This is a genomic window from Methylorubrum populi, assembly GCF_002355515.1.
GTDB classification, from domain to species: domain Bacteria; phylum Pseudomonadota; class Alphaproteobacteria; order Rhizobiales; family Beijerinckiaceae; genus Methylobacterium; species Methylobacterium populi_A.
Genome location: NZ_AP014809.1, coordinates 773,276 through 792,301 on the forward strand (window position 1 = coordinate 773,276; position 19,026 = coordinate 792,301).

At 70.1% G+C, this 19,026-nt stretch carries 19 protein-coding genes and 1 tRNA gene; 12 read left to right on the forward strand and 8 right to left on the reverse strand.

The features are described 5' to 3' along the window. Positions 1 to 45 precede the first annotated feature (45 nt). Both MPPM_RS03530 and MPPM_RS03535 read left to right on the forward strand, forming a co-directional pair. Positions 46 to 264 carry a hypothetical protein gene (locus MPPM_RS03530; RefSeq protein ID WP_096483873.1) on the forward strand — a complete coding sequence of 73 codons (219 nt, stop codon included), beginning with the start codon at positions 46 to 48 and terminating at the stop codon, positions 262 to 264. Between the two features lie 43 nt (positions 265 to 307). Further along, positions 308 to 1,054 carry a YoaK family protein gene (locus tag MPPM_RS03535; RefSeq protein WP_096483874.1) on the forward strand — a complete coding sequence of 249 codons (747 nt, stop codon included), beginning with the start codon at positions 308 to 310 and terminating at the stop codon, positions 1,052 to 1,054. A 48-nt stretch (positions 1,055 to 1,102) separates the two neighbouring features. Here MPPM_RS03535 and MPPM_RS03540 read toward each other — a convergent pair whose 3' ends face one another. Then, the gene (locus tag MPPM_RS03540) at positions 1,103 to 2,590 is read right to left on the reverse strand and encodes an AMP nucleosidase (protein WP_096483875.1); all 1,488 of its coding nucleotides are present in this window, start codon (positions 2,588 to 2,590) and stop codon (positions 1,103 to 1,105) included. Between the two features lie 183 nt (positions 2,591 to 2,773). On the opposite strand from MPPM_RS03540, the gene tsaA reads away from it, so the two are divergent. Next, on the forward strand, positions 2,774 to 3,280 hold the full coding sequence (tsaA, locus tag MPPM_RS03545; protein ID WP_096483876.1) for a tRNA (N6-threonylcarbamoyladenosine(37)-N6)-methyltransferase TrmO: 507 nt from the start codon (positions 2,774 to 2,776) through the stop codon (positions 3,278 to 3,280). 222 nt (positions 3,281 to 3,502) lie between these two features. Here tsaA and MPPM_RS03550 read toward each other — a convergent pair whose 3' ends face one another. Next, positions 3,503 to 4,729, reverse strand: a complete 1,227-nt coding sequence (locus MPPM_RS03550) for a GNAT family N-acetyltransferase (protein WP_096483877.1) — start codon at positions 4,727 to 4,729, stop codon at positions 3,503 to 3,505. A gap of 270 nt (positions 4,730 to 4,999) precedes the next feature. Here MPPM_RS03550 and MPPM_RS28375 point away from each other — a divergent pair, with 270 nt between their 5' ends. Further along, a complete protein-coding gene (locus MPPM_RS28375; RefSeq protein ID WP_162296235.1) occupies positions 5,000 to 5,353 on the forward strand; it encodes a hypothetical protein in 354 nt (117 codons plus the stop codon). Positions 5,354 to 5,439: 86 nt separating this feature from the next. Here MPPM_RS28375 and MPPM_RS03555 read toward each other — a convergent pair whose 3' ends face one another. Together MPPM_RS03555 and MPPM_RS03560 are read right to left on the reverse strand one after the other, a co-directional pair. Then, positions 5,440 to 5,868: a DUF1810 domain-containing protein gene (locus MPPM_RS03555; RefSeq protein WP_096483878.1), complete on the reverse strand. Its 429-nt coding sequence runs from the start codon at positions 5,866 to 5,868 to the stop codon at positions 5,440 to 5,442. Between the two features lie 55 nt (positions 5,869 to 5,923). Further along, entirely contained in the window at positions 5,924 to 6,820 is an 897-nt protein-coding gene (locus MPPM_RS03560) for a histone deacetylase family protein (RefSeq protein ID WP_096487700.1), read from the reverse strand. Between the two features lie 126 nt (positions 6,821 to 6,946). On the opposite strand from MPPM_RS03560, the gene MPPM_RS03565 reads away from it, so the two are divergent. The 5 genes from MPPM_RS03565 (at position 6,947) to MPPM_RS03585 (ending at position 13,576) form a co-directional block, all read left to right on the forward strand. Next, positions 6,947 to 8,107, forward strand: a complete 1,161-nt coding sequence (locus tag MPPM_RS03565; RefSeq protein ID WP_096483879.1) for a ceramide glucosyltransferase — start codon at positions 6,947 to 6,949, stop codon at positions 8,105 to 8,107. A 201-nt stretch (positions 8,108 to 8,308) separates the two neighbouring features. Further along, positions 8,309 to 8,725, forward strand: coding sequence for a hypothetical protein (locus MPPM_RS03570; protein ID WP_244573460.1), 417 nt, complete (start codon positions 8,309 to 8,311; stop codon positions 8,723 to 8,725). 133 nt (positions 8,726 to 8,858) lie between these two features. Beyond that, on the forward strand, positions 8,859 to 10,223 hold the full coding sequence (gene eat, locus MPPM_RS03575) for an ethanolamine permease (protein WP_096483880.1): 1,365 nt from the start codon (positions 8,859 to 8,861) through the stop codon (positions 10,221 to 10,223). 199 nt (positions 10,224 to 10,422) lie between these two features. Further along, a complete protein-coding gene (locus MPPM_RS03580; protein WP_244573461.1) occupies positions 10,423 to 12,486 on the forward strand; it encodes a hypothetical protein in 2,064 nt (687 codons plus the stop codon). 397 nt (positions 12,487 to 12,883) lie between these two features. Further along, on the forward strand, positions 12,884 to 13,576 hold the full coding sequence (locus MPPM_RS03585) for a glutamine amidotransferase-related protein (protein WP_096483881.1): 693 nt from the start codon (positions 12,884 to 12,886) through the stop codon (positions 13,574 to 13,576). 1 nt (position 13,577) lies between these two features. Here the strand turns inward: MPPM_RS03585 and MPPM_RS03590 are convergent, their stop codons facing one another. After that, positions 13,578 to 14,594, reverse strand: a complete 1,017-nt coding sequence (locus tag MPPM_RS03590) for an aldo/keto reductase (RefSeq protein ID WP_096483882.1) — start codon at positions 14,592 to 14,594, stop codon at positions 13,578 to 13,580. 159 nt (positions 14,595 to 14,753) lie between these two features. On the opposite strand from MPPM_RS03590, the gene MPPM_RS03595 reads away from it, so the two are divergent. Then, positions 14,754 to 15,665: an AraC family transcriptional regulator gene (locus MPPM_RS03595; RefSeq protein ID WP_096483883.1), complete on the forward strand. Its 912-nt coding sequence runs from the start codon at positions 14,754 to 14,756 to the stop codon at positions 15,663 to 15,665. 20 nt (positions 15,666 to 15,685) lie between these two features. On the opposite strand, the gene MPPM_RS03600 is transcribed toward MPPM_RS03595, so the two are convergent. Further along, positions 15,686 to 15,770, reverse strand: a tRNA-Leu gene (locus MPPM_RS03600). A gap of 119 nt (positions 15,771 to 15,889) precedes the next feature. Then, entirely contained in the window at positions 15,890 to 17,098 is a 1,209-nt protein-coding gene (locus MPPM_RS03605; protein WP_096483884.1) for an FAD-dependent oxidoreductase, read from the reverse strand. 228 nt (positions 17,099 to 17,326) lie between these two features. On the opposite strand from MPPM_RS03605, the gene MPPM_RS03610 reads away from it, so the two are divergent. Next, positions 17,327 to 17,908 carry a YqaA family protein gene (locus MPPM_RS03610; RefSeq protein WP_096483885.1) on the forward strand — a complete coding sequence of 194 codons (582 nt, stop codon included), beginning with the start codon at positions 17,327 to 17,329 and terminating at the stop codon, positions 17,906 to 17,908. After that, a complete protein-coding gene (locus MPPM_RS03615) occupies positions 17,905 to 18,420 on the forward strand; it encodes a disulfide bond formation protein B (RefSeq protein WP_096483886.1) in 516 nt (171 codons plus the stop codon). The genes MPPM_RS03610 and MPPM_RS03615 overlap by 4 nt, the downstream gene beginning before the upstream one ends. Here MPPM_RS03615 and MPPM_RS03620 read toward each other — a convergent pair. Further along, on the reverse strand, positions 18,384 to 19,001 hold the full coding sequence (locus MPPM_RS03620) for a ParB-like protein (RefSeq protein ID WP_096483887.1): 618 nt from the start codon (positions 18,999 to 19,001) through the stop codon (positions 18,384 to 18,386). The genes MPPM_RS03615 and MPPM_RS03620 overlap by 37 nt on opposite strands. Between the last annotated feature and the right edge of the window lie 25 nt (positions 19,002 to 19,026).

Consider the following 19,026-nt stretch of genomic DNA (forward strand, 5'->3'; position numbering starts at 1 on the left):
GATCGAGGCCGAACCCAACCTTCCGCCCAGCGCGAAGCCTCGCCGATGACCGCACCCGTCGCCATCACCATGATCTTCCTCGGCGGCTTCGTCGCCATCCCGGCCTTCGGCCGGTGGGCGCATCAGGTGACGGAGGCGCTCGCCTTCGTTCTGGCGACCGTCCTCGTCGTCACCATCATCCTGTTTCTCTGCAATCGTTGGCCTGAATATTACGCCAACCCGCGCAACCCGGTGGCCATCACCGATCCGCCTCTCGACGATTAGCCCATCGCGCCGCCTTCATCGTTTGCGACTTAGGGAAAATCTCGTGAAACTGCAGATTAAGAGTGGCGGCACGTCCGCCGCAACCGGCCTCGCCTTTGTCGCCGGCTTCGTCGATGCCGCCGCCTTCATCGCGCTGACGGGCCTGTTCACGGCGCACATCACGGGTAACTTCGTTCTCATCGGTGCCGAGTTGGTCGCGAGTTCGAGCGGCGTCTTGGCGAAACTCCTGGCGCTGCCGGTCTTCGTGGGTGCGGTGGCGGGGGCGCGCATCCTCGCTTTGCTCCTGGAACGGCGGGACGGCGATCCGCTGCCCTGGCTGCTTGCCGTCGAGGCAGGCCTCCTCGCGGGCTTCGCTCTGTGCGGGACGCTGTGGTCGCCGCTGGTCGCGCCCGACGGCGCCCCGGCCCTGATCGTCGGCATGCTCGCCGTCGCGGCCATGGGCGTGCAGAACGCGATCGGCCGTCTCTCGCTCGGCCATCTCGCTCCAACCACGGTGATGACCGTGAGCGTGAGCCAAGCCGTCATCGACGCGACCGATCTCGCCCTGAGAACCTCCGGAAATCCGGCTCAGACCCGCGCGCGGTTTCTGCGCGTGCTGCCGGCCATCGCCGCCTTCGCCGCGGGCGCCCTCTGCGGCGCGTTCGGGATCGCCTATCTGGCCTTCGGCAGCGTCGCGCTGCCGATCGTGATTCTCGTCGGCCTGGTCGTCCTCGCGACGGCGCCCACGGCAACCCGCAAGGACGGATTGCCGGAAGCGGCGCGCGGCCTCGTCTCCGCGCCCGAGCGATAGGGCAAGTCGCTCTGCCCCCCGCCCGCTGCGGCACGCTCTCGGATCGGCCTATCGGAACGGCGGCTCGTCGAAGCTCCTGAGCTTCCTCGAATGCAGGCCCGCCCGGTCGGCACGCAGCGCGTCGAGGGTGGCGAGCCCGATCTGGAGGTGCTCGGCCACCGCCCGCTCGTAGAAGGCATTGGCCGCACCCGGCAGCTTGATCTCGCCGTGCAGCGGCTTGTCGGAGACGCAGAGCAGGGTGCCGTAGGGAACCCGCAGGCGAAAACCCTGCGCGGCGATGGTGCCGCTCTCCATGTCCACCGCGATCGCCCGCGAGAGGTTGATCTGGCGCCGCTCCTGGCTGAAGCGGAGCTCCCAGTTGCGGTCGTCGTAGGTCACGACGGTGCCGGTGCGCAGGCGGCGCTTCAGTGCGTCGGCCCGCTCGCCGGTGACGGCGGCGGCGGCCGATTGCAGGGCGATCTGCACCTCGGCGAGCGCCGGCACCGGGATTTCCGGCGGCACGAGATCATCGAGGATGCGGTCGCGCCGCAGATATCCGTGGGCGAGCACGTAGTCGCCGATGGTCTGCGACTGGCGCAGGCCGCCGCAATGCCCGACCATCAGCCAGCAATGCGGGCGCAGAACCGCGAGGTGGTCGGTGATCGTCTTGGCGTTGGAAGGGCCGACGCCGATATTGACCAGCGTCGTGCCCTGGGGCGCGCCGTCCGGCCCGCGCCCGACGAGGTGGTAGGCCGGCATCTGAAACTTGTGCCAGGGCGAGGCGGCGATCAGCGCCGCCGGATCGGCCGAGGCCGCCTCGGCCTGCGCGACCACGATCCCGCCGGGCAGCACCAGCCGCTCGCCCTCTCCCGCCGCGAGACGCTCCAGCCCGTAGCGGACGAAGCCGTCGACGTAGCGGTGGTAGTTGGTGAGCAGGATCCAGGGCTGGATCTCGCGCCAGTCCGAACCCGTGTAGTGGACGAGCCGGCGCAGCGAATAGTCGGTGCGCACTCCGTCGAACAGGGCGAGCGGGCGCGGATCGCCCGGGTTCTCCAGCCACAGCCCGTCGGCCACCTCGTCGCCGACGACGGAGAGCAGCGGCACCGGAAACAGGCTGGCAAGGTCGCTGGCGCTGACGCCGCTGCCGCCGAGATCGGTGCCGGGCTCGACGATGTAGGGGTAGGGGATTTCCTGGCCCGAGAGACCGACCTCGATGCCGGCGCCGTAATCGCGCACCAGCGGCCGCAACTGCTCCAGCAGGTAGGGCCGGAAGTAGCCGGGCTGCGTCACCGTCGTGGCGTAGAGCCCCGGCGCCTGGAACTTGGCGGTGGCGCGGTTGAGCCGCGGCAGCGGCCCCGTGGGCTGGTAGGTCAGGCGCAGTTCGGGATAGCGGAACTGGAGCCGCTCGGTCGCGTCGGGCGGGATCCGGTGTTCGAGGTAGCGGGCCAGCGCCGTCTGGAGCGCCTGGGTCGCGCCGGCGTGCAGCGCTTCCAGCCGCTCCACGGCCGTCTCCGCGTCGGGAACAGCCTCCATCGGCCGCAACTCTTCGATGACCATATCGCCTCCCCGTTCACCCCTGGGTGTCTACACTGACCGGGACGGCGAGACGAGCAAGCGGCATGCGAGGGATCGGTTTGCCTCCCTTTCCCGCCCGCCTTCTCGGCTGCCTTCTCGCCTGCCTTGCGGCGGCGGCGCGCCGGGGCGACAAGGCCTCGTCGGCGAACAGGAGCGCGAGGGCGGATGAACGAGGATGTCGAGCGGCGCCCCGGCGAGGAGGCGATCCCGCTGCCCGCCGACTACGATGCCGGCCTCTACTTCATCGGCCGGATCCGCACGCCCTGGAAGGCTCGCGCCGAGTGCCCGAAGAACGGCACCCAGACCGATGCGGTCTGCACGCTCGACGTCGATGCGCGCTACCACGCCGCCCTGCAGAACCTGGAGGGCGCCACACACCTGATCGTGCTCTACTGGATGGACCGGGCGGCGCGCGACCTCGTGCGCCAGCAACCGCGCCATGCCGAGGGCAGCCGCGGCACCTTCTCGCTCCGTTCGCCGGCGCGGCCGAACCCGATCGCCCTCGCCGTGGTCGAGCGGCTCACGATCTCCGACGGCACCGTGAGCGTGCGCGGGCTCGACTGCCTCGATGGAACGCCGCTCCTCGACATCAAGCCCTACTATGCCTCGACCGACAGCCGGCCGGAGGCACGGGTCGACCGCGCCGGGACCGAGACGCGGACGGCGTCCTGACCGGACCCTCCGCTGGATCGAAGCGGATACCGTATCGGCGTGAAGGCGCGATGGCGCCTGGGCGACGTGCGGACCCCGCTCTGCGGAGCTATCGACCGGATCGGGTCCGGGCCGGTCAGGATCGGGGGCCGATCGCTCCACCTCTCCCGGTCGCGCTGTCTCGGATCCGGTCTTTCTCAGCCGAGCGAGTGCGCCCAGGTAAACCGGTTTGACGTGGGCCTCTTACGTCCGCCGAGCCAAGCCGCGCCCCTGCCGGAAGACCCGTTCGACGAGAGCCGTCAGCCGGCCGCGCAAGGAGCCGCCGGGAGTCACGTCGATCAGGAAATCCGCGATCGCGCGGCGCTCCGGCCAAATCTGCGCCAGCGCCGCCGACCTGTCCCGCTCGCAGGAATCGATGGTGTCGATGTCCCCGTTCGCGAACACCGTCTCGGGCATCGCATCCATTAGCAGCGAGCCGGGTCCCGATTTCGCGTAGTCCTCGTCGTAGGCCATCTTCCAGCCGAACGCCGTGCGGCCGGACCGCAGCCAGATGTTCATCGCGATCGCCCGGCCGTCCAGGCGCAGAGCCTCGATGCCGGCACACCCGTCCCGCGCCAGTCCGACGATCATCGTCTCGGCGAAGGCGCGCAGCGACGGCGCGTTGCGGATCGCCCGCCCCTGCCGGCTTGCCCGGCCCTTCCAGCCGGCGGCCTCCAGGTCGAGGAACTCCTGAAACGCCGCGCGCACCTCCTCCGGCTTGCGATAGCTGACATGGCGCAGGTCGCCGCGCTCGGCGAGTCGCTTGCGGTGCCGCCGCAACTCGGCGCGCCGCTTCGATGAGAGGGGCTGGGCTGGTGCTGTCTGCCCTGCCTTCGGCGCATCGAACCGCGCCCGCTGCCGATGCTCGAGGGCGACGATGCGCCCCCCCTGCCGTTCGACCGCAGCGACGAGCGCGAGGAACACCGCCCCATCGGTCGGGATCTGATTGGCGCAGATCAGCCTCGGCAGGGCGGGATCGCGCGCGACGGCCCCCAGCATCGCCGACAGGGCCTCGACCGCGCGGTCGCGGTCGAGCACGGGCGAGCCGAGGAATGTCAGCCCGTTGCAGGGGGCCTCCAGCGTCCGGATCGGCAGGCCCGACGAGGGACGGGTGGTCACGAGGAGCCACACGCCGATCAGGCTGGCTCCTCCGCCGCGGTGACGGGCCCAGGCGAGGAGGACGTGCAGCGGCGTCTCGGTCACCGTGAACATCGCACCGGCGACGGCGGGCTCCATGAACACGTTCGGCTCGGCGCAGCGCTGAACCAAGCGGCGCCATTCCGCGGCGAGCGCGCGGAAGCGCGGCGCGGCGGCGACCTCGACGACGATTTCCGTGGGGTCCGGTGATCGGACTGGCGGCGCGTCGTCCGGGGCCGGGGCGGAGGCGGACTCGGCCGGGTGCCCCCTCTTGAAGTCGCCGCTCGAATCCATGGACGGCCCCTTCGCTTGCATCGCCGTCTCGGCGACGTCGCCTCTGTCCCGTCCGAGAACGACGACAAAGCTACGCTCGAAGCACGCATTCTTGCGGGGTACATCCGGATGAGCAGACCGCAGGCTGCGGCGCGGCGTGCTCCGCCGGCCGTTGAAGCAAGTGCCCGCCGGCGAGGCGGCGAGCGGATCTCGAGCGTCTCGGGAGCCGCTGGACCGCTCTCCGCATCGCGCAGACGGCAACCGAGGGTCACAAAGTTCAGGCCCGCCAGCATGGCCGCCTCCATGTGGCACCAGAAGCGCGGGTTGCGCCCGATGAAGGCAATGCAGCCGTCCTATTGCCGCACCGGAATATTTTCAGGAGGTATGCATCATCCTGACCCAAAACATAGACCTCATCGAGGCATTCACTCGCGCATCGCAGAACTCGACACCGGATGCGCGGGCCAATGGCCAGGACAAGCGCGCTTCCGTGCAAAGCCTCATGTCCGACCAATCTCTGTTCAAGCAGTGAACGGACTCATCCTTGTGTTTTATGATCCCCGACCCAAAATTATCGATGGTTATGCAGAATATATTCAAAAAATTTCGCCGAATGAGAAGGATTTCGCATCAAACCCATATTGATGCGCAAGGGTGATATATTGAATTAGAGACCAATTGCCGCTTTCCGGCCCCGTCGAGAGTTGGCCCGATCGGTCGCCGGTCCGCGATCATCGCTCCGACAGCCTTTCCAGGGTAAGAGGGTCGGGCTGTCCGCCGAAGAACGTCGCGAGGGCGCGGGCGAAGTCCGGCGACTCCGGATCGGCCCGCGCGAACAACGTCATGGAGGAGCGGAATTTCATGTCGTCGGGCGTGCCGAACAGGTCGTGGGCCGAGCGGTCCTCCCAGGCGTTGGCGGCCCGCGTGCAGGCCAGAAGCCTCTGGCCGAGCAGCGGGTGGGCGAGATAAGCCCGCGCCTCGGCGAGCGATCCGATCGCGTAGCGCCGGGCCATGGCGCTGGAGCCGAGCCCGGCGATCTGAGGGAAGACGAACCACATCCAGTGGCTCCGCTTGTGCCCGTTCCGCAGTTCCGCGAGCGCGTTCTCGTAGACGCCCTCCTGAGCTTCCACGAAACGGTTCAGGTCGAACGCGTCGTTCATCGTCTGCCCCACACCTCGTGAGGCAGGACAAACCGACCGAGCGCGGCGGCGTTCCTCAGGCGGATGCCGCCATCGCCTCGAAAACGAGGGCGTGGCGCGCGGCCAGGGCGTCCACGTCGCTGCCATATCCGCCGCCGATCACGGCGCAGAGCGGAACGTTCCGTGCCCGGGCGAGACCGACGACGTAGCGGTCACGGGCGCGCAGACCGTCGTCGGTCAGGCAGAGGCGACCGAGCCGGTCGTCACGGTGCGGATCGACGCCGGCATTGTAGAAGATCAGGTCCGGGGCGAAGTTCTGGACGAGGCCGGGCAGGCGCGCCTCCAGCACCGCGAGATACGCCGCGTCCCCCAGCCCGTCGGGCAGGCCGATATCGAGGTCGCCCGGCACCTTGTCGTGCGGATAGTTGCGCTCGCAGTGAATTGAGAGCGTGAACAGATCCGGCTCTCGGGCAACGCAGTCGGCGGTGCCGTCGCCCTGATGCACGTCGAGGTCGATGACGAGCGCCCTGGTGATCGCCCCCTCCCGCCTCAGGGCGAGGGCGGCCACCGCGACGTCGTTGAAGACGCAGAAGCCCGCTCCGCCGGCCCGCCGCGCGTGGTGGCTGCCGCCGGCGGTGCTGCCGGCCAGCCCGTGGCTCAGGGCGAGGCGCGCGGCGCGCAGCGTCCCCCCGGCCGAGGCGCGGGAGCGGGCGGCGACCGCCTCCGTGACCGGCAGGCCGATCGCCCGCTCGATCGCGCGCGGCACCCGAAGGCTCAGCACGGCCTCGACGTAGCCCGGATCGTGCGCGCCCGACAGCAGGGCGGCGTCGGCGGGCTCCGGCGTGACGAACCCGTCGGGCGCGAGGCCGCGCGCGCGCAGGATCTCGGCCAGCCGGCTGTATTTGCGCATCGGAAAGCGGTGATCCGCCGGCAGCTCGGCCTCGTAGGCCGGATGGAAGACGATCGGGATCAAGGGAACGGTCCGGGACGGCATTCGAAGTGTCACACGCCTGATAAGGCGGCGCTGCTAGGGGCGTGATGGGACGCGCCGTCGCGCCCAGACACGCGTCAGACACACGATCGACGGGAGACGCCGCGCATGATCGCCCTGCCGGAGAGCGGCGCCTCCGCCGCCCTCGCGCTCTGCGCGGCCCTCGCTGCGGTCAACCTCGCCAGCCTGGCGGTGGCGGCCCTGCGCATCGGGCGCAAGGGCAAACCTTCGGCCTTCCCCGCGGGCGCCCCCGTCTCGGTGGTGCGGCCCCTGCGCGGCCTGGAGGCCTTCAGCGAAGAGACCCTGCTGGCAAGCTTCCGGCTCGACTATCCGGCCTACGAGTTGATCTTCTGCGTGGCGGATGCAGGCGATCCGATCCTGCCGCTGCTGGAGCGGATGCGGGCGGCGCATCCGCAGGTCCCGTCGCGCCTGATCCTCGGCGACGAGCGCATCGGCGGCAATCCGAAGCTCAACAACTGCGTGCGCGGCTGGGACGCCGCCCGGTACGACTGGGTGATCCTGGCCGATTCCAACGTCCTGATGCCGCGCGACTATATCCAGCAGATGCAGGCGGCATGGCGCTCCGACAGCGGCCTCGTCTGCTCGACACCGATCGGGTCGCGGCCGGCAAACTTCTTCGCCGAGGTGGAGTGCGCCTTTCTCAACACCCTCCAGGCTCGCTGGCAATATGCCGGCGAGGCGCTCGGCCTCGGCTTCGCCCAGGGCAAGAGCATGCTCTGGAACAAGCCGTTCCTCGAAACGCGGGGCGGCATCCGCGCGCTGAACGCCGAGATCGCCGAGGATGCCGCCGCGACCAAGCTCGTGCGTGCCGCGGGCAAGCGGGTCCACCTCGTCGCCGCCCCCTTCCGGCAGCCGCTCGGGCGCCGCGACCTGGCGGAGGTCTGGTCGCGGCAGGTGCGCTGGGCGCGGCTGCGACGGGTGACCTTCCCGCTCTTCTTCGCACCCGAGATCGGCATCGGCGCCCTGCTGCCGCTGGTGCTGACGGGCCTCGTGGCGGGCACCGTCGAGGCCGCGCTCTGGCTCATCGGGGCGGGCGCGCTCTGGTACGGCGCGGAAATGGCGCTGGCGTTCCGCGCCGGCTGGCACCGTTCGCCGAGGATGCTCGCTGCGTTTCTCGTGCGCGACGCCCTGCTGCCGGCGATCTGGGCCAGCGCCTGGGCGCGCACCGCCATCGTCTGGCGCGGCAACGCCATGGACATCCGCACCCGCGACGCGGCTGCGCTGGAGACCGGACCGACCGCTGCCTGACCGCCGCGTCCCGCTTCGAGGGACCCGCAACCGGGATCGCCTCACGCTGCCGTCGAGTCAGGCGGCCCGGCCTCCAAAATGCGAGCGGGTCGCACATTGAGCATTGCCCTGCGCAATCCGGCAGCGGCTGCACCATGGAAGGCTGTTGAAACGGCCTCAAGCGCTGAAAATTCGCGGTGTCGTGAGGGGGAGCATACCGCGATGGCTTGGATGCCGTTCCGAAGCGTGCTGCCGACGTCATCCGTTGCGCGCGGAAAGGATGTCGAGCAACGGATTCCGGCCCCCCATCCGGCCTCCTCGCCGCGGCTGTCGAAAGTCGTTGTGCCTGACTTCACGGACGGGGCGCGTCCCCCCCGCCCGACGCCCGAGCCCACCACTCTCGATGCTATCGGCCAGCGGGACGAAGTCGTCCGCGAGCGCATCGACGCCAGGGTCGGGCGGCTGGACGACCTGCGGAGCCTTCAGGACGATTTCCCGCTGATCCTGCAGCCGCTGGCGAGCATCAGCAACGAGCGGTCCAAGGCCAGCTTGCGGATCGCTGAACTCGAGAACACGCTGTCGCACGAGGTGACCGGCATCAGCCCGCGCTGCGCCGTCCGCGGTGCTCCGCCGGCATAGGACGCCCGGAGCGCCGCGTGTCCCAGGCGCGGTGACGCTGCGGCAACGCTCTTGCTTGGCCTTCGGTCCCACGGCCCGCGTACGGATGACTCGTCGGACGCCGCTTCCCGGGCCGGGCATGCGGAGATGCAGGATGCCAACGCCTTCGACCGCGCTCGATAAGAGCCTCAACGCCTTCCATCTCTGGGGAATCGCCGTCGGGCTCGTGATCTCGGGCGAGTATTTCGGATGGAGTTACGGCTGGGCTCAGGCCGGCACCCTCGGCTTCCTCGTCACGACGCTGTGCGTCGCCGCGATGTACGTCGCCTTCATCTTCAGCTTCACCGAACTCACCACCGCGATCCCGCAGGCCGGTGGCCCCTTCGCCTATTCCCTGCGCGCCTTCGGTCCCACCGGCGCGGCGATCGCCGGCTACGCCACGCTGATCGAGTTCGTGTTCGCGCCGCCGGCGATCTCGCTCGCCATCGGTGCCTATCTCAACGTCCAGTTTCCGGGTCTCGACCCGAAACACGCGGCGCTCGGAGCCTACCTGCTGTTCATGGGGCTCAACATCGTCGGCGTGCGCATCGCCGCCACTTTCGAGCTGTTCGTCACCGTGCTGGCGGTGGGTGAATTGCTGGTCTTCATGGGCGTCGTCGCACCGGCCTTCAGCCTCGCGAGCTTCACCGCCGGCGGCTGGGCGGGACAGGACGCGTTCGGCCTAGCGGCCATCGGCGGAATCTTCGCGGCGATCCCCTTCGCGATCTGGTTCTTTCTCGCCATCGAGGGGGTCGCCATGGCCGCCGAAGAGGCGAAGGACCCTCAACGCACCATTCCCATCGCCTACATCACCGGCGTGCTGACGCTCACCGTGCTCGCTTTCGGGGTGATGCTGTTCGCGGGTGCGGCCGGAGACTGGAAGAGCCTGTCCGACCTCAACGATCCCCTGCCCCAGGCGATGAAGCGGGTGGTGGGCGAGTCGAGCGGCTGGCTGCACATGCTGGTCTGGCTCGGCCTGTTCGGCCTCGTCGCCTCCTTCCACGGCATCATCATGGGCTATGCCCGCCAGATCTTCGCGCTCGCCCGCGCCGGCTTCCTGCCGGCGGTGTTCGCGCGGGTGCATCCGCGCTTCCAGACTCCCCATGTCGCGACGTTGGCGGGCGGGATCGTCGGCATCGCCGCGATCTACAGCGACAACCTGATCAGCGTCGCCGGCCAGTCGCTCACCGCCAGCATCGTGACGATGGCGGTGTTCGGCGCCCTCACCATGTACGTGATGAGCATGGCGGCCCTGTTCTGGCTCCGGTGGAGCGAACCCGATCTCGCCCGTCCCTATCGGGCGCCGCTCTATCCCTACGCGCCGGCCTTCGCGCTGGCCATGGCCCTGATCTGCCTCGTAGCGCTCGTGGTCTACAATCCGCTGATCTTCTCGATCTTCGCCGCAGTGATGGGCGCGGCCGTCCTCTTGGTGCGGCTCGTGGCAAAACCGGCGGTGCCGGCCCCGGCCCCCGCCGCCTGATCCGTTGCCGCAGCCGCGCGAAGTCGGTCTCGAACGGTCCCGGCCGTTCGAAGAAAAACGGGTTTCAAAGGCGCCGCGACGTATGCCGCCGCGCCCGGCATGATTTGCATAGGAGACACAAAATCAGCTTAGCCTGGAGATCGTCCGGCCTGTGTCGATTTCAGGTGGCCGGAGTTCTGAAAAATCGCTCAGGTCATCAATGCATTTTCGTGCATGGGCACTCGCCGGACTGCTGGGTTCGAGCGTCATCGCAACTCCGGGGCGCGCGGACGAAGCGACCTTCTATCGCGGCACGCATATCTGTAACGGCGAACGGCTGCTCGATGACTGGGAATTCCAGCCGAGTGGGTCGCGCTTCAGGGTCTTCTATCGAAAGGTCGAGGGAACATCCTTCCAGACACTGGAGCTGACCGCTTCGCCGGCGGGTGAGGAGGTCGTTCTGTCGGACCAGCGCGGCCGTCCTTGGGTCGCGGCGCGGATCGCATCGGGCGGCGACCGGATCCAGGGCCGATGGCTGACCTACCAGGGCCGCCCCCAGAGCGAGTGCGAGCCGTTCACGCTCGAACGCACGAGGAGCGCCAAGGCGCGTATGGATGCGCTGTTCACGCTCCTCGGCACCGCCGATCCGACCGTCGAAACGGCGCGGAAGGTCGCGACCGAGCAGCAGCGCCTGCCGCCGATCGCGCTGCTGCCCGAACTCGACCAGCAGATCGATCGCCAACACTACGCCGAGGCCGCCCCGGCCTTCTGGAAGCGCTACTACGAAGCGGAGCGGAAGCGGCTCTCGGAGAGCCCGATCGAGACGCAGGCCGACCGGGAACGGCTCGTGGCGGCGATGCGGGCGGCGACCACGGCCGAGGTGACGCCCCAGGATTCGTTGGACCGGGACGGCACCGCCCGCGAGGCCGCCCTCGCCTTCCTCCGCACCGTCGCCGACCGCCTCGCCGCCGGCGGCCGGCCCCTGGAGGCCCTGCCTGCCGACGGCCTGTGCGAACGGCTGGCGGGCTTCGGGTATATCGACACCGACCGGCTCGAACTCGCGGTCGGCCTGCCCGCCGAGTACTGGGACCGGGCCTTCACCGAGGATCTGATCCGCAAGGCGCAGGTCTGCCGGGAGGGGCGCGCCGTCGTCCAGCTCCTGACCCAGACCTATCCGGAAATCGAGAAGCGCCGGAAGGTGGCGGCCTGGCTTCGGGAGCAGCGCAACCGCCTGCTCGCTCTGCCGCTGTCGCTGTCGAGCTTCCGCGAAACGAGCGGACTGAGCCTGAGCCACGAGGAGTTGAGGCGGAACGACGTCACCCGGGCGGCTTACGAGCGCTTCATCGGCGCATCGCTCGAGCCGCGCCGCAAAGCGTTGGAGGAGGCGGCCGCCCGCGAGATCCAGGCCTCGTTTGCCGCGGACAATCCCGCGAGCCTTCCCCTGGGCCAAGCACGCTCCCGCTGCGAACAGTGGGTCGGTCGGCAATGGGGCAACGACGCGTTGGCAAGGCTCTACAGAACCTGCACGAACGCGGCCGACACCTATGTCGAGGGCGCGATCCGCCGGTCCTTCCAGGCGCAGGTCGAGCGGATCGAGGCCGCCCCGAAGACCTTCGAGGGCCTGCGCACCCACAATTGGTTCCAGATGGAGACGGGCGATCTCGGCGGGGCCTATCCCTCGGCTGCGGTCTCGGCGGAGTTCAACGGCAAGGTCGCGAGCGCCCGGGCGGAGGCCGCCCGCACGGCCAAAGGCGAGGTCGAACAGGCCTTCGCCTCGGCCGATCCCCTGGCGGAGGCACCGGAACCGCCGATCCTGCAATGCGGGCGCGACCTGATGACATCGGACGACACGTTGCGCCCCCTCGTGCAGGCCTGCCGGGAGGGCAGCCAAACCCTCGCCACCCGCCGCGAAGAGGCGCGCTGCAAGCAGGCGCTCAAAGCATCGGGCGCCGGCGACGGTCTTGCAGCGGGCACGATCCGCACGTCGGCGGCCGCGCAGACCGGTCTCCCGGTGCGCAAGCTCGTCTGCGGCGGCGCGCGCCAGAGGGTGTCGGTGACCTTCCCGACCTCCGGGATGCTGTGGTGGTCCAAGCAATACATGCAGATTCACCTGCCGGAGGAGGCCCGGCAAACCCCGTCCGGCACCATCCGCTGGCTGATAGAGCCCGTGGGCGGCAGCAAATCCGATTGGGCCCTCACCAGGATCGAGTCCAAGACGATCGACTTGCCGGTTCCGCAGGAGATCCTGCTGGCCTGCCTCGCCCAGCAGGGCTTCTGCCGATGACGCCGGAGCGGGGCCGGTCCTGATGTCTGACGGGCGGACGGATCGAATGCGAGGCGCGAGGGCCGGGGTGATGCGAGTGGTCTCGCACGAAGATCGAGGCTCCGAGCGTGGCAAGATCAGGCTCTCGCGGCTCGGCCGCCCTCTGCACGTCGTCGCAGCCGGCCTCGCCCTCGGCGGCCTGCTCGCCAGGTCCTGGTCCTGTCGATCGAGGCGGGCGCGTCGATCCCGCGACGACACTGATCCAGGGCGACAGGGCGCGCGTGGAGGTTTCCCGACAGGCGCTGCGCTTCGACCTCATCGGCGCCGCCGAAGCGATCCGGGCACAGCGCGCCTGCCTTGCCGACACGCGCTGACGGACGGTCTTCTTCACGGCCCCTCCCTTGCGCTAGAGGGACCCATGAACATCGCCATCCTCGAAACCGGCCATCCGCCCGATCGGCTCGGCGGACGCTTTCCCTCCTACGGCGCGATGGTGGAAGCGCTGATCGGCGACGGCCATCGCTTCGCACGCTTCGACGTGACGGCGGATCACTGGCCAGAGGCGCCGGAATCCTTCGACGCGTTCGTCATTACCGGCTCGCCGGCCTCGGTCTACGATCCGATTCCCTGGGTGGAGAGGCTTCTCGCTCTCCTGCGCAGCCTCGATCCGTCGACGAAGCTCGTCGGCCTCTGCTTCGGGCATCAGGCCCTGGCCCAGGCCCTCGGCGGGCGGGTCGAGCGATCCGAGCGTGGCTGGGGCCTCGGACTGCACCGCTACGACGTGGCGGAGCGCGCGCCCTTCATGGACGATGCGGCGGGCATCGCGATTCCCGTGAGTCATCAGGATCAGGTTGTCGCCCTGCCCCCCGGCGCACGCGTCCTCGCGGGCAGCGCCTTCACGCCCTACGGCGTGCTGGCCTGGAGCGACCGTCCCGTCCTGTCCTTCCAGTGCCACCCGGAATTCGCGCCCGACTACGCCCGCGCCCTCACCGACGGTCACCGGGCCGGAGAAACCGATCCGGCCCTGGTGCGGACGGCCCTCGCCTCGCTGGAGGCGCCGCACGACAGCGCCCGGGTGGGCGGCTGGATCCGGCGCTTTCTGCGGGAATAGCTCAGGCCCGGTAGGCGCCCTGCCGCTCCAGCATCCAGCCGGGATATTCCGGCGGCAGGCGCGTGGCGGCGTCGAGCCGCGCGAGGTCGTCGGCGTCGAGGCGGACGCGCGTCGCGTCGATATTCTCCTGGAGCTGCCCGACGCGCTTGGCCCCGACGATGACGCTGGTGACCACCTCGCGGTGCAGCAGCCACGCGAGCGCCACTTGCGCCGCGCTGCAGCCCTTGGCCTCGGCGATGGCGCGCATCGCCTCCAGCGTGCCGGCGCCGCGGGTGCGGTCGACCGGCGGGAAGTCGAAGGTGGTGCGCCGCCCATCCGCGGCCGTGCCCTCGGCGTCGTACTTGCCCGAGAGATAGCCGCCGGCCAGCGGGCTCCAGACCATCAGCCCGATGTCCTCCGAGGTCAGCATCGGCGCGATCTCGCGTTCGAGGTCGCGCCCGACCAGGGTGTAGTAGGCCTGGAGCGAGACGATGGGCGCGAGCCGGCGCGCCTCGGCGATGCCTACCGCCTTCATCACCTGCCACGCCGCCCAGTTCGACAGGCCGAGATAGCGGACGTGGCCGTGGCGCACGAGGGTGTCGAGCGCCTCCAGCGTCTCGGTGATCGGGGTCGCCGGGTCGAAGCCGTGGATCTGGTAGAGGTCGATATGGTCGAGGCCGAGTCGGGCGAGGCTCGCCTTGCACTGGCTCAGGATGTGCCCGCGCGAGGCGCCGCGGGCGTTCGGCCCCTCGCCCATCGGACCCAGCACCTTGGTGGCGATCACCACGTCGTCGCGCGGTATGCCGAGATTTTTGAGCGACTGGCCGAGGATGCGCTCGCTCATCCCGCCCGCATAGACGTTGGCGGTGTCGATGAAGTTGATGCCGGCGTCGAGCGCGGTCTTCACCAGGGCGTCGGCCTCGTCCTGGCCGAGCCGGCCGATCTGGCCCCAGAAGCCTTCGCTGCCGCCGAAGGTCATGGTGCCGAGGCAGAGTTCGGACACGAACAGGCCGCTGCGGCCGAGGGAGCGCATGCGCATGGAGGAATCTCCGTCGGGTTGGAACGGCCCTCTGTTACGGCCGTCGCGGCCCCCGCGCGGCGGCCGATCCTCTCAAGCTCTTGCCCGATCCTCTCAAAACCGCCGTGTGGCGACCACGCACGGATGCGCGGGCGGCACGGGCGCGCTAGGGTCGCCGGCATGACGACGGACCTGTCCGGCCTCGCGGCGCTGATCGAACGGCAATGGCATCGCTACGGCCGGGAGACGCCGGCCGACGGGCTGCTCCTGAACCGCGCCGAGACGCCGAGCGGCCCGATCCGCACGGTCTATCGCCCCCCCTTCTGCGTCGTGGTGCAGGGCGCCAAGACGACGCTTCTCGGCGTTTCCGCCTACCGCTACGCCGCGGGCCAGGCGCTGCTCGCCTCCCTCGATCTCGCGGTCACGTCCCGGATCACCGAGGCGAGCCCGGCGCGGCCCTATCTCGCGCTCAGCCTCGCGATCGACCTGGATGCCCTGACAGACCTGCTCAGTGCGCAGGCGGACACCCTCGCGGCGGGGATGGATTCCGCTCCCGCCTTCGCGGCCCTGCGCACCGTCGCCCTCGATCCGGACCTGTGCGATCCTCTCGCGCGCCTCCTCGCCCTGCTCGATCACCCCCGCGACCTGCCGGTGCTGGCTCCGCTGATTAATCGGGAGATCGTCTGGCGCCTGCTCGGCGGGCCGCTCGGCCCGGCGCTGCGGCAGGCCGGCCTGCCCGAGAGCCACGCCGCGCGGATCGGGCGGACGACGGCCTGGATCCGCGCGCATTACGCGGAACCGCTGCGCGTGGCCGATCTCGCTGCGCTCGCGCGCATGAGCGCCGCGAGCTTCCATCGCCATTTCAAGGCGGTGACGACGATGACGCCGGTGCAGTTCCAGAAGCAGGTCCGGCTCCACGAGGCGCGGCGCCTGCTGCTCGCGGCCGGGGATGTGGCCGGCGTGGGCTACGCCATCGGCTACGAGAGTCCGTCGCAGTTCAGCCGCGACTACCGCCGCCTGTTCGGCGCCCCGCCGGGGCGCGACGCCGCCGCGATCCGCGCCCGCCTCGCTCCCGAGCCGGCGCTGCCGTGACCGGCTCCGATCGGGGCGGCTGGTGCGGGTAGAGGGAATCGAACCCCCACGCCTTTCGGCTGGCGATTTTGAGTCGCCCGCGTCTACCAATTCCGCCATACCCGCGACGCACGCGCCTCTTGGCACAAGCCGGGGCAACGGGCCAGAGCCAATTTTCCGCCGGGCACGTGAGGCTGGTGGCACCGCGCCGCATCGGATGCCCGGACCCGCCCCGCGTCCTCGTCTCAAGAGACGCGATCGGCCTCAAGGGCCCGGTAGGGGGACAGATCCGGCTCAAGGGGCGGCCGGGCGAAAGCCCGCGCGGCGAGGCTGCGCAGGCGCGGAGTGCTCACCACGCGCAGGGCCTCGTGCAGAAGGCGGATGCCGAGGCGGCTATGCGGGTTCATCAGCCGCGGCGCGATCTTCGGCACGCCCTGGGCCTTGTCCACCATCGGGCGCATCGCCCGCTCGTAGCCGGCGAACGCGCCCGCGACATCGCCGCCGCGGGACAACTCGCCGGCCAGGACGTAGGCGCCGGTCAGCGCCAGGGTCGTGCCGATGCCGGCGAGCGGGGTGACGCACCAGGCGGCATCGCCCGTCAGAACGACGCGCCCCTTCGACCAGGTCTTCATCCGCACCTGACGCAGCACGTCGAAATAGAAGTCGTCGGTTTGGTCGAGCGCGGCGAGCACGCGCGGCGCCTCCCATCCCACATCCGCGAACCGCGCGCGCAGGAAGGCCCGCTGCCGGTCGGGCGCCCAGTCCTGCTCGCCGCCCGGCGGTTGCTGGATCATCAGCATCGCCCGCGTCGTGCCGTGCCGATCGGGGCGCAGCGACACGCCCCGGCCCTCCGTCGCGTTGAACCAGCGCCACATCCGGTCGTCGTCCGCGGTACGGGGTATCGTCAGATAGGCGATCGTCAGGTCCATCCAGCGCGGCGCGTTCTCGCCGGGGAAGACGCGCTCGCGGGTCGACGAGCCGACGCCCTCGGCGACGATCACGGCGTCGTAGCGTTCGCTCCCTCCGCCGGTGAAGCCGACGGTGACGCCCTCCGCGTCCTGCTCGATCCGCTCCACGCGGTCGCCGAAACGGAAGGCGGCACCGGCGCGGGCGGCATCGTAGAGCAGGCGGGCCAGATCGCCGCGCAGGATCTCCATCTCGGCCGTCGGACCGTCCCCCTCGATGTCGGCGGTGGCGAAGCGGGCGACGACCCGGCCCCGCCCGTCGACCCACGCCGTCCCTTCCTCGCCGGTGCCGCAGGCCAGGGCCGCCTGCTCCAGGCCCATCCGCCGCATTACCTCGCGCCCGACGCCGCGCACGTCGATATTCTGGCCGCCGTCGCGGAAACCGGGTGCTCGCTCGACGACGGTGACGTCGAAGCCCGTGCGCCCGAGCCAGAACGCGGCGGTGTTGCCGGCCACGCTGGCTCCCGTGATCAAGATGCGGCGCGTCATCGGCAGGATCCGTTTCCATTGAGCCGACGCGCTCTCCGCCGCGGCGAGGGGGATATGGAGAGTCGCGCGGGAAGGCCCAGCGAGAGGCCCACCGGGCGATCGCTCACGACATCGCGACGGCCCGACCGCGCTGTCGGGCGCCGCTGCACCGGCCGTCGCCATCCGGCCTCGCCTCGGGGCCGCATCTGTGCTGAAAGGGCTCCGCTTTCCGGACCCCGACGAGGCCCCATGATCCGCCGGCTCTACGAGTGGATACTCGCGCTCGCCGCCAAGCCCTCCGCGCCCTGGGCGCTCGGGGCGGTGGCCTTCGCCGAGAGTTCGTTCTTCCCCGTGCCGCCGGACGCGATGCTGGTGCCGATGGCGGTGAGCCGGCCGGATCGGGTCTGGCTCTACGCCACCATCGCCACCGTCGCCTCGGTGCTCGGCGGGCTGCTCGGCTACGCCATCGGCGCGCTGCTGTTCGATTCGGTCGGGCTCTGGCTGTTCAACCTCTACGGGCTCGCCGACAAGGCCGAGACCTTCCAGGCCTCCTACGCCACCTACGGACACTGGGTGATCCTGCTCAAGGGGCTCACCCCGATCCCCTACAAGCTCGTCACCATCACCTCGGGCTTCGCCCATTACTCGCTGTTCTGGTTCGTTCTGCTCTCGGTCGTCACCCGCGGGGCGCGCTTCTTCCTGCTGGCCTGGCTGCTCGGGCGCTACGGCATCGGCATCCGCGCGGTGCTCGACCGCCACCTCAACGTGGTGGCGGGGCTGTTCGCGGTGGTGGTGATTCTCGGCTTCGTCGCCTTCAAGGTGATGCTGTGACCCGCCTCCTCACCCTGCGGAGCGCCGCCCTTGCCGTGGCGCTCGGCGCCGCGCTCACCGTCGGCGGCGCCCTCGTGTTCGAGCACGGTCTCGGCTACGTGCCGTGCAAGCTCTGCCTGACCGAGCGGGTACCCTACTACGCCGCCGCGCCCCTTGCGCTGGTTGCCGCCTTGCTCCCGCCGCGGCCTGCGCGCTTCCTCCTCGGACTCGTGGCCGTGATCCTGATCTACGGGGCCGGTCTCGGCGTCTACCATGCGGGCGCCGAATGGGGGTTCTGGCCGGGGCCCAACGATTGCGGCGGCGGTTCCGGGGCCGGGCCGGCGGACGTGGCCGACTTCCTGAAGAACCTCGAGACCGTGCGGCCGGTCGACTGCACCGCCGCGGCGTGGCGCTTCCTCGGCCTCTCGCTCGCCGGCTGGAACGCCGTGATCGCGGCCGGCCTCGGCCTCTTCGCCGCGGCGGCCGCGGGCCTGGCTCAGCCGTCGAGAGGCCCGCACCAGCCCGGTAGGTAGCCAGCTTCCGGCGCCTTCGCGAGGCGCAGCGCGCTCTCGATGGCCTTGGTGAAATCGCGTTCGATCGCCTTCCGCTTCAGGTTGCGCCGGAGGTAGTCGGCCCACAGGAACTCGCTGAAGGGCGTCGTGTCCTTGGCGAAGCCGCCGGCCCGGCGCAGCTCGCCCGCGAGGCTGCGGAACGGGTCGTCGGGCAGGTCCGCGATCGCCTTCGGGATCTCGTCGAAGCCGACCCGCTTGCCGTCCGCATCGTAGGGATGGACCCAGGCCTTATGGTCGGCCACCGTCCAGAAGGCGTCCTTGTCGAGCTTGTGCAGGTCGGCGACGACGGTCACCAGCACGTTCTCCTCCCCCTCCTCCTGCAGCGCGCGGGCGAGGTGGTGGTGATCGATCACGTAGTGCTTCTTCTTCGGGCCCAGCAGCACCGGGATCATGTGCGAGCCGAGGAAGGCCGCCTTCTTCTCCGAATCGTGATCACGCCAGCGTCGGCGCTTCTCCTCCACCTCGCGATAGCCGACCGTGATCTGCGTCGGGCGCAGTTCAGCGATCGGTATGGAGATGAGCAAGGGTTCGCGCGGCGCCATCGGTGTCTCCCATCCTGTTCAGGCC

What these genes read in the sequence shown, in the direction of transcription:
- MPPM_RS03530 (WP_096483873.1), top strand. Translation starts at nt 46, where the DNA reads ATGACCGCACCCGTCGCCATCACCATGATCTTCCTCGGCGGCTTCGTC.
- MPPM_RS03540 (WP_096483875.1), bottom strand. Translation starts at nt 2,590, where the DNA reads ATGGTCATCGAAGAGTTGCGGCCGATGGAGGCTGTTCCCGACGCGGAG.
- tsaA (WP_096483876.1), top strand. Translation starts at nt 2,774, where the DNA reads ATGAACGAGGATGTCGAGCGGCGCCCCGGCGAGGAGGCGATCCCGCTG.
- MPPM_RS03550 (WP_096483877.1), bottom strand. Translation starts at nt 4,729, where the DNA reads ATGGATTCGAGCGGCGACTTCAAGAGGGGGCACCCGGCCGAGTCCGCC.
- MPPM_RS28375 (WP_162296235.1), top strand. Translation starts at nt 5,000, where the DNA reads ATGGCCGCCTCCATGTGGCACCAGAAGCGCGGGTTGCGCCCGATGAAG.
- MPPM_RS03555 (WP_096483878.1), bottom strand. Translation starts at nt 5,868, where the DNA reads ATGAACGACGCGTTCGACCTGAACCGTTTCGTGGAAGCTCAGGAGGGC.
- MPPM_RS03565 (WP_096483879.1), top strand. Translation starts at nt 6,947, where the DNA reads ATGATCGCCCTGCCGGAGAGCGGCGCCTCCGCCGCCCTCGCGCTCTGC.
- MPPM_RS03570 (WP_244573460.1), top strand. Translation starts at nt 8,309, where the DNA reads ATGGCTTGGATGCCGTTCCGAAGCGTGCTGCCGACGTCATCCGTTGCG.
- eat (WP_096483880.1), top strand. Translation starts at nt 8,859, where the DNA reads ATGCCAACGCCTTCGACCGCGCTCGATAAGAGCCTCAACGCCTTCCAT.
- MPPM_RS03580 (WP_244573461.1), top strand. Translation starts at nt 10,423, where the DNA reads ATGCATTTTCGTGCATGGGCACTCGCCGGACTGCTGGGTTCGAGCGTC.
- MPPM_RS03585 (WP_096483881.1), top strand. Translation starts at nt 12,884, where the DNA reads ATGAACATCGCCATCCTCGAAACCGGCCATCCGCCCGATCGGCTCGGC.
- MPPM_RS03590 (WP_096483882.1), bottom strand. Translation starts at nt 14,594, where the DNA reads ATGCGCATGCGCTCCCTCGGCCGCAGCGGCCTGTTCGTGTCCGAACTC.
- MPPM_RS03595 (WP_096483883.1), top strand. Translation starts at nt 14,754, where the DNA reads ATGACGACGGACCTGTCCGGCCTCGCGGCGCTGATCGAACGGCAATGG.
- MPPM_RS03605 (WP_096483884.1), bottom strand. Translation starts at nt 17,098, where the DNA reads ATGACGCGCCGCATCTTGATCACGGGAGCCAGCGTGGCCGGCAACACC.
- MPPM_RS03610 (WP_096483885.1), top strand. Translation starts at nt 17,327, where the DNA reads ATGATCCGCCGGCTCTACGAGTGGATACTCGCGCTCGCCGCCAAGCCC.
- MPPM_RS03620 (WP_096483887.1), bottom strand. Translation starts at nt 19,001, where the DNA reads ATGGCGCCGCGCGAACCCTTGCTCATCTCCATACCGATCGCTGAACTG.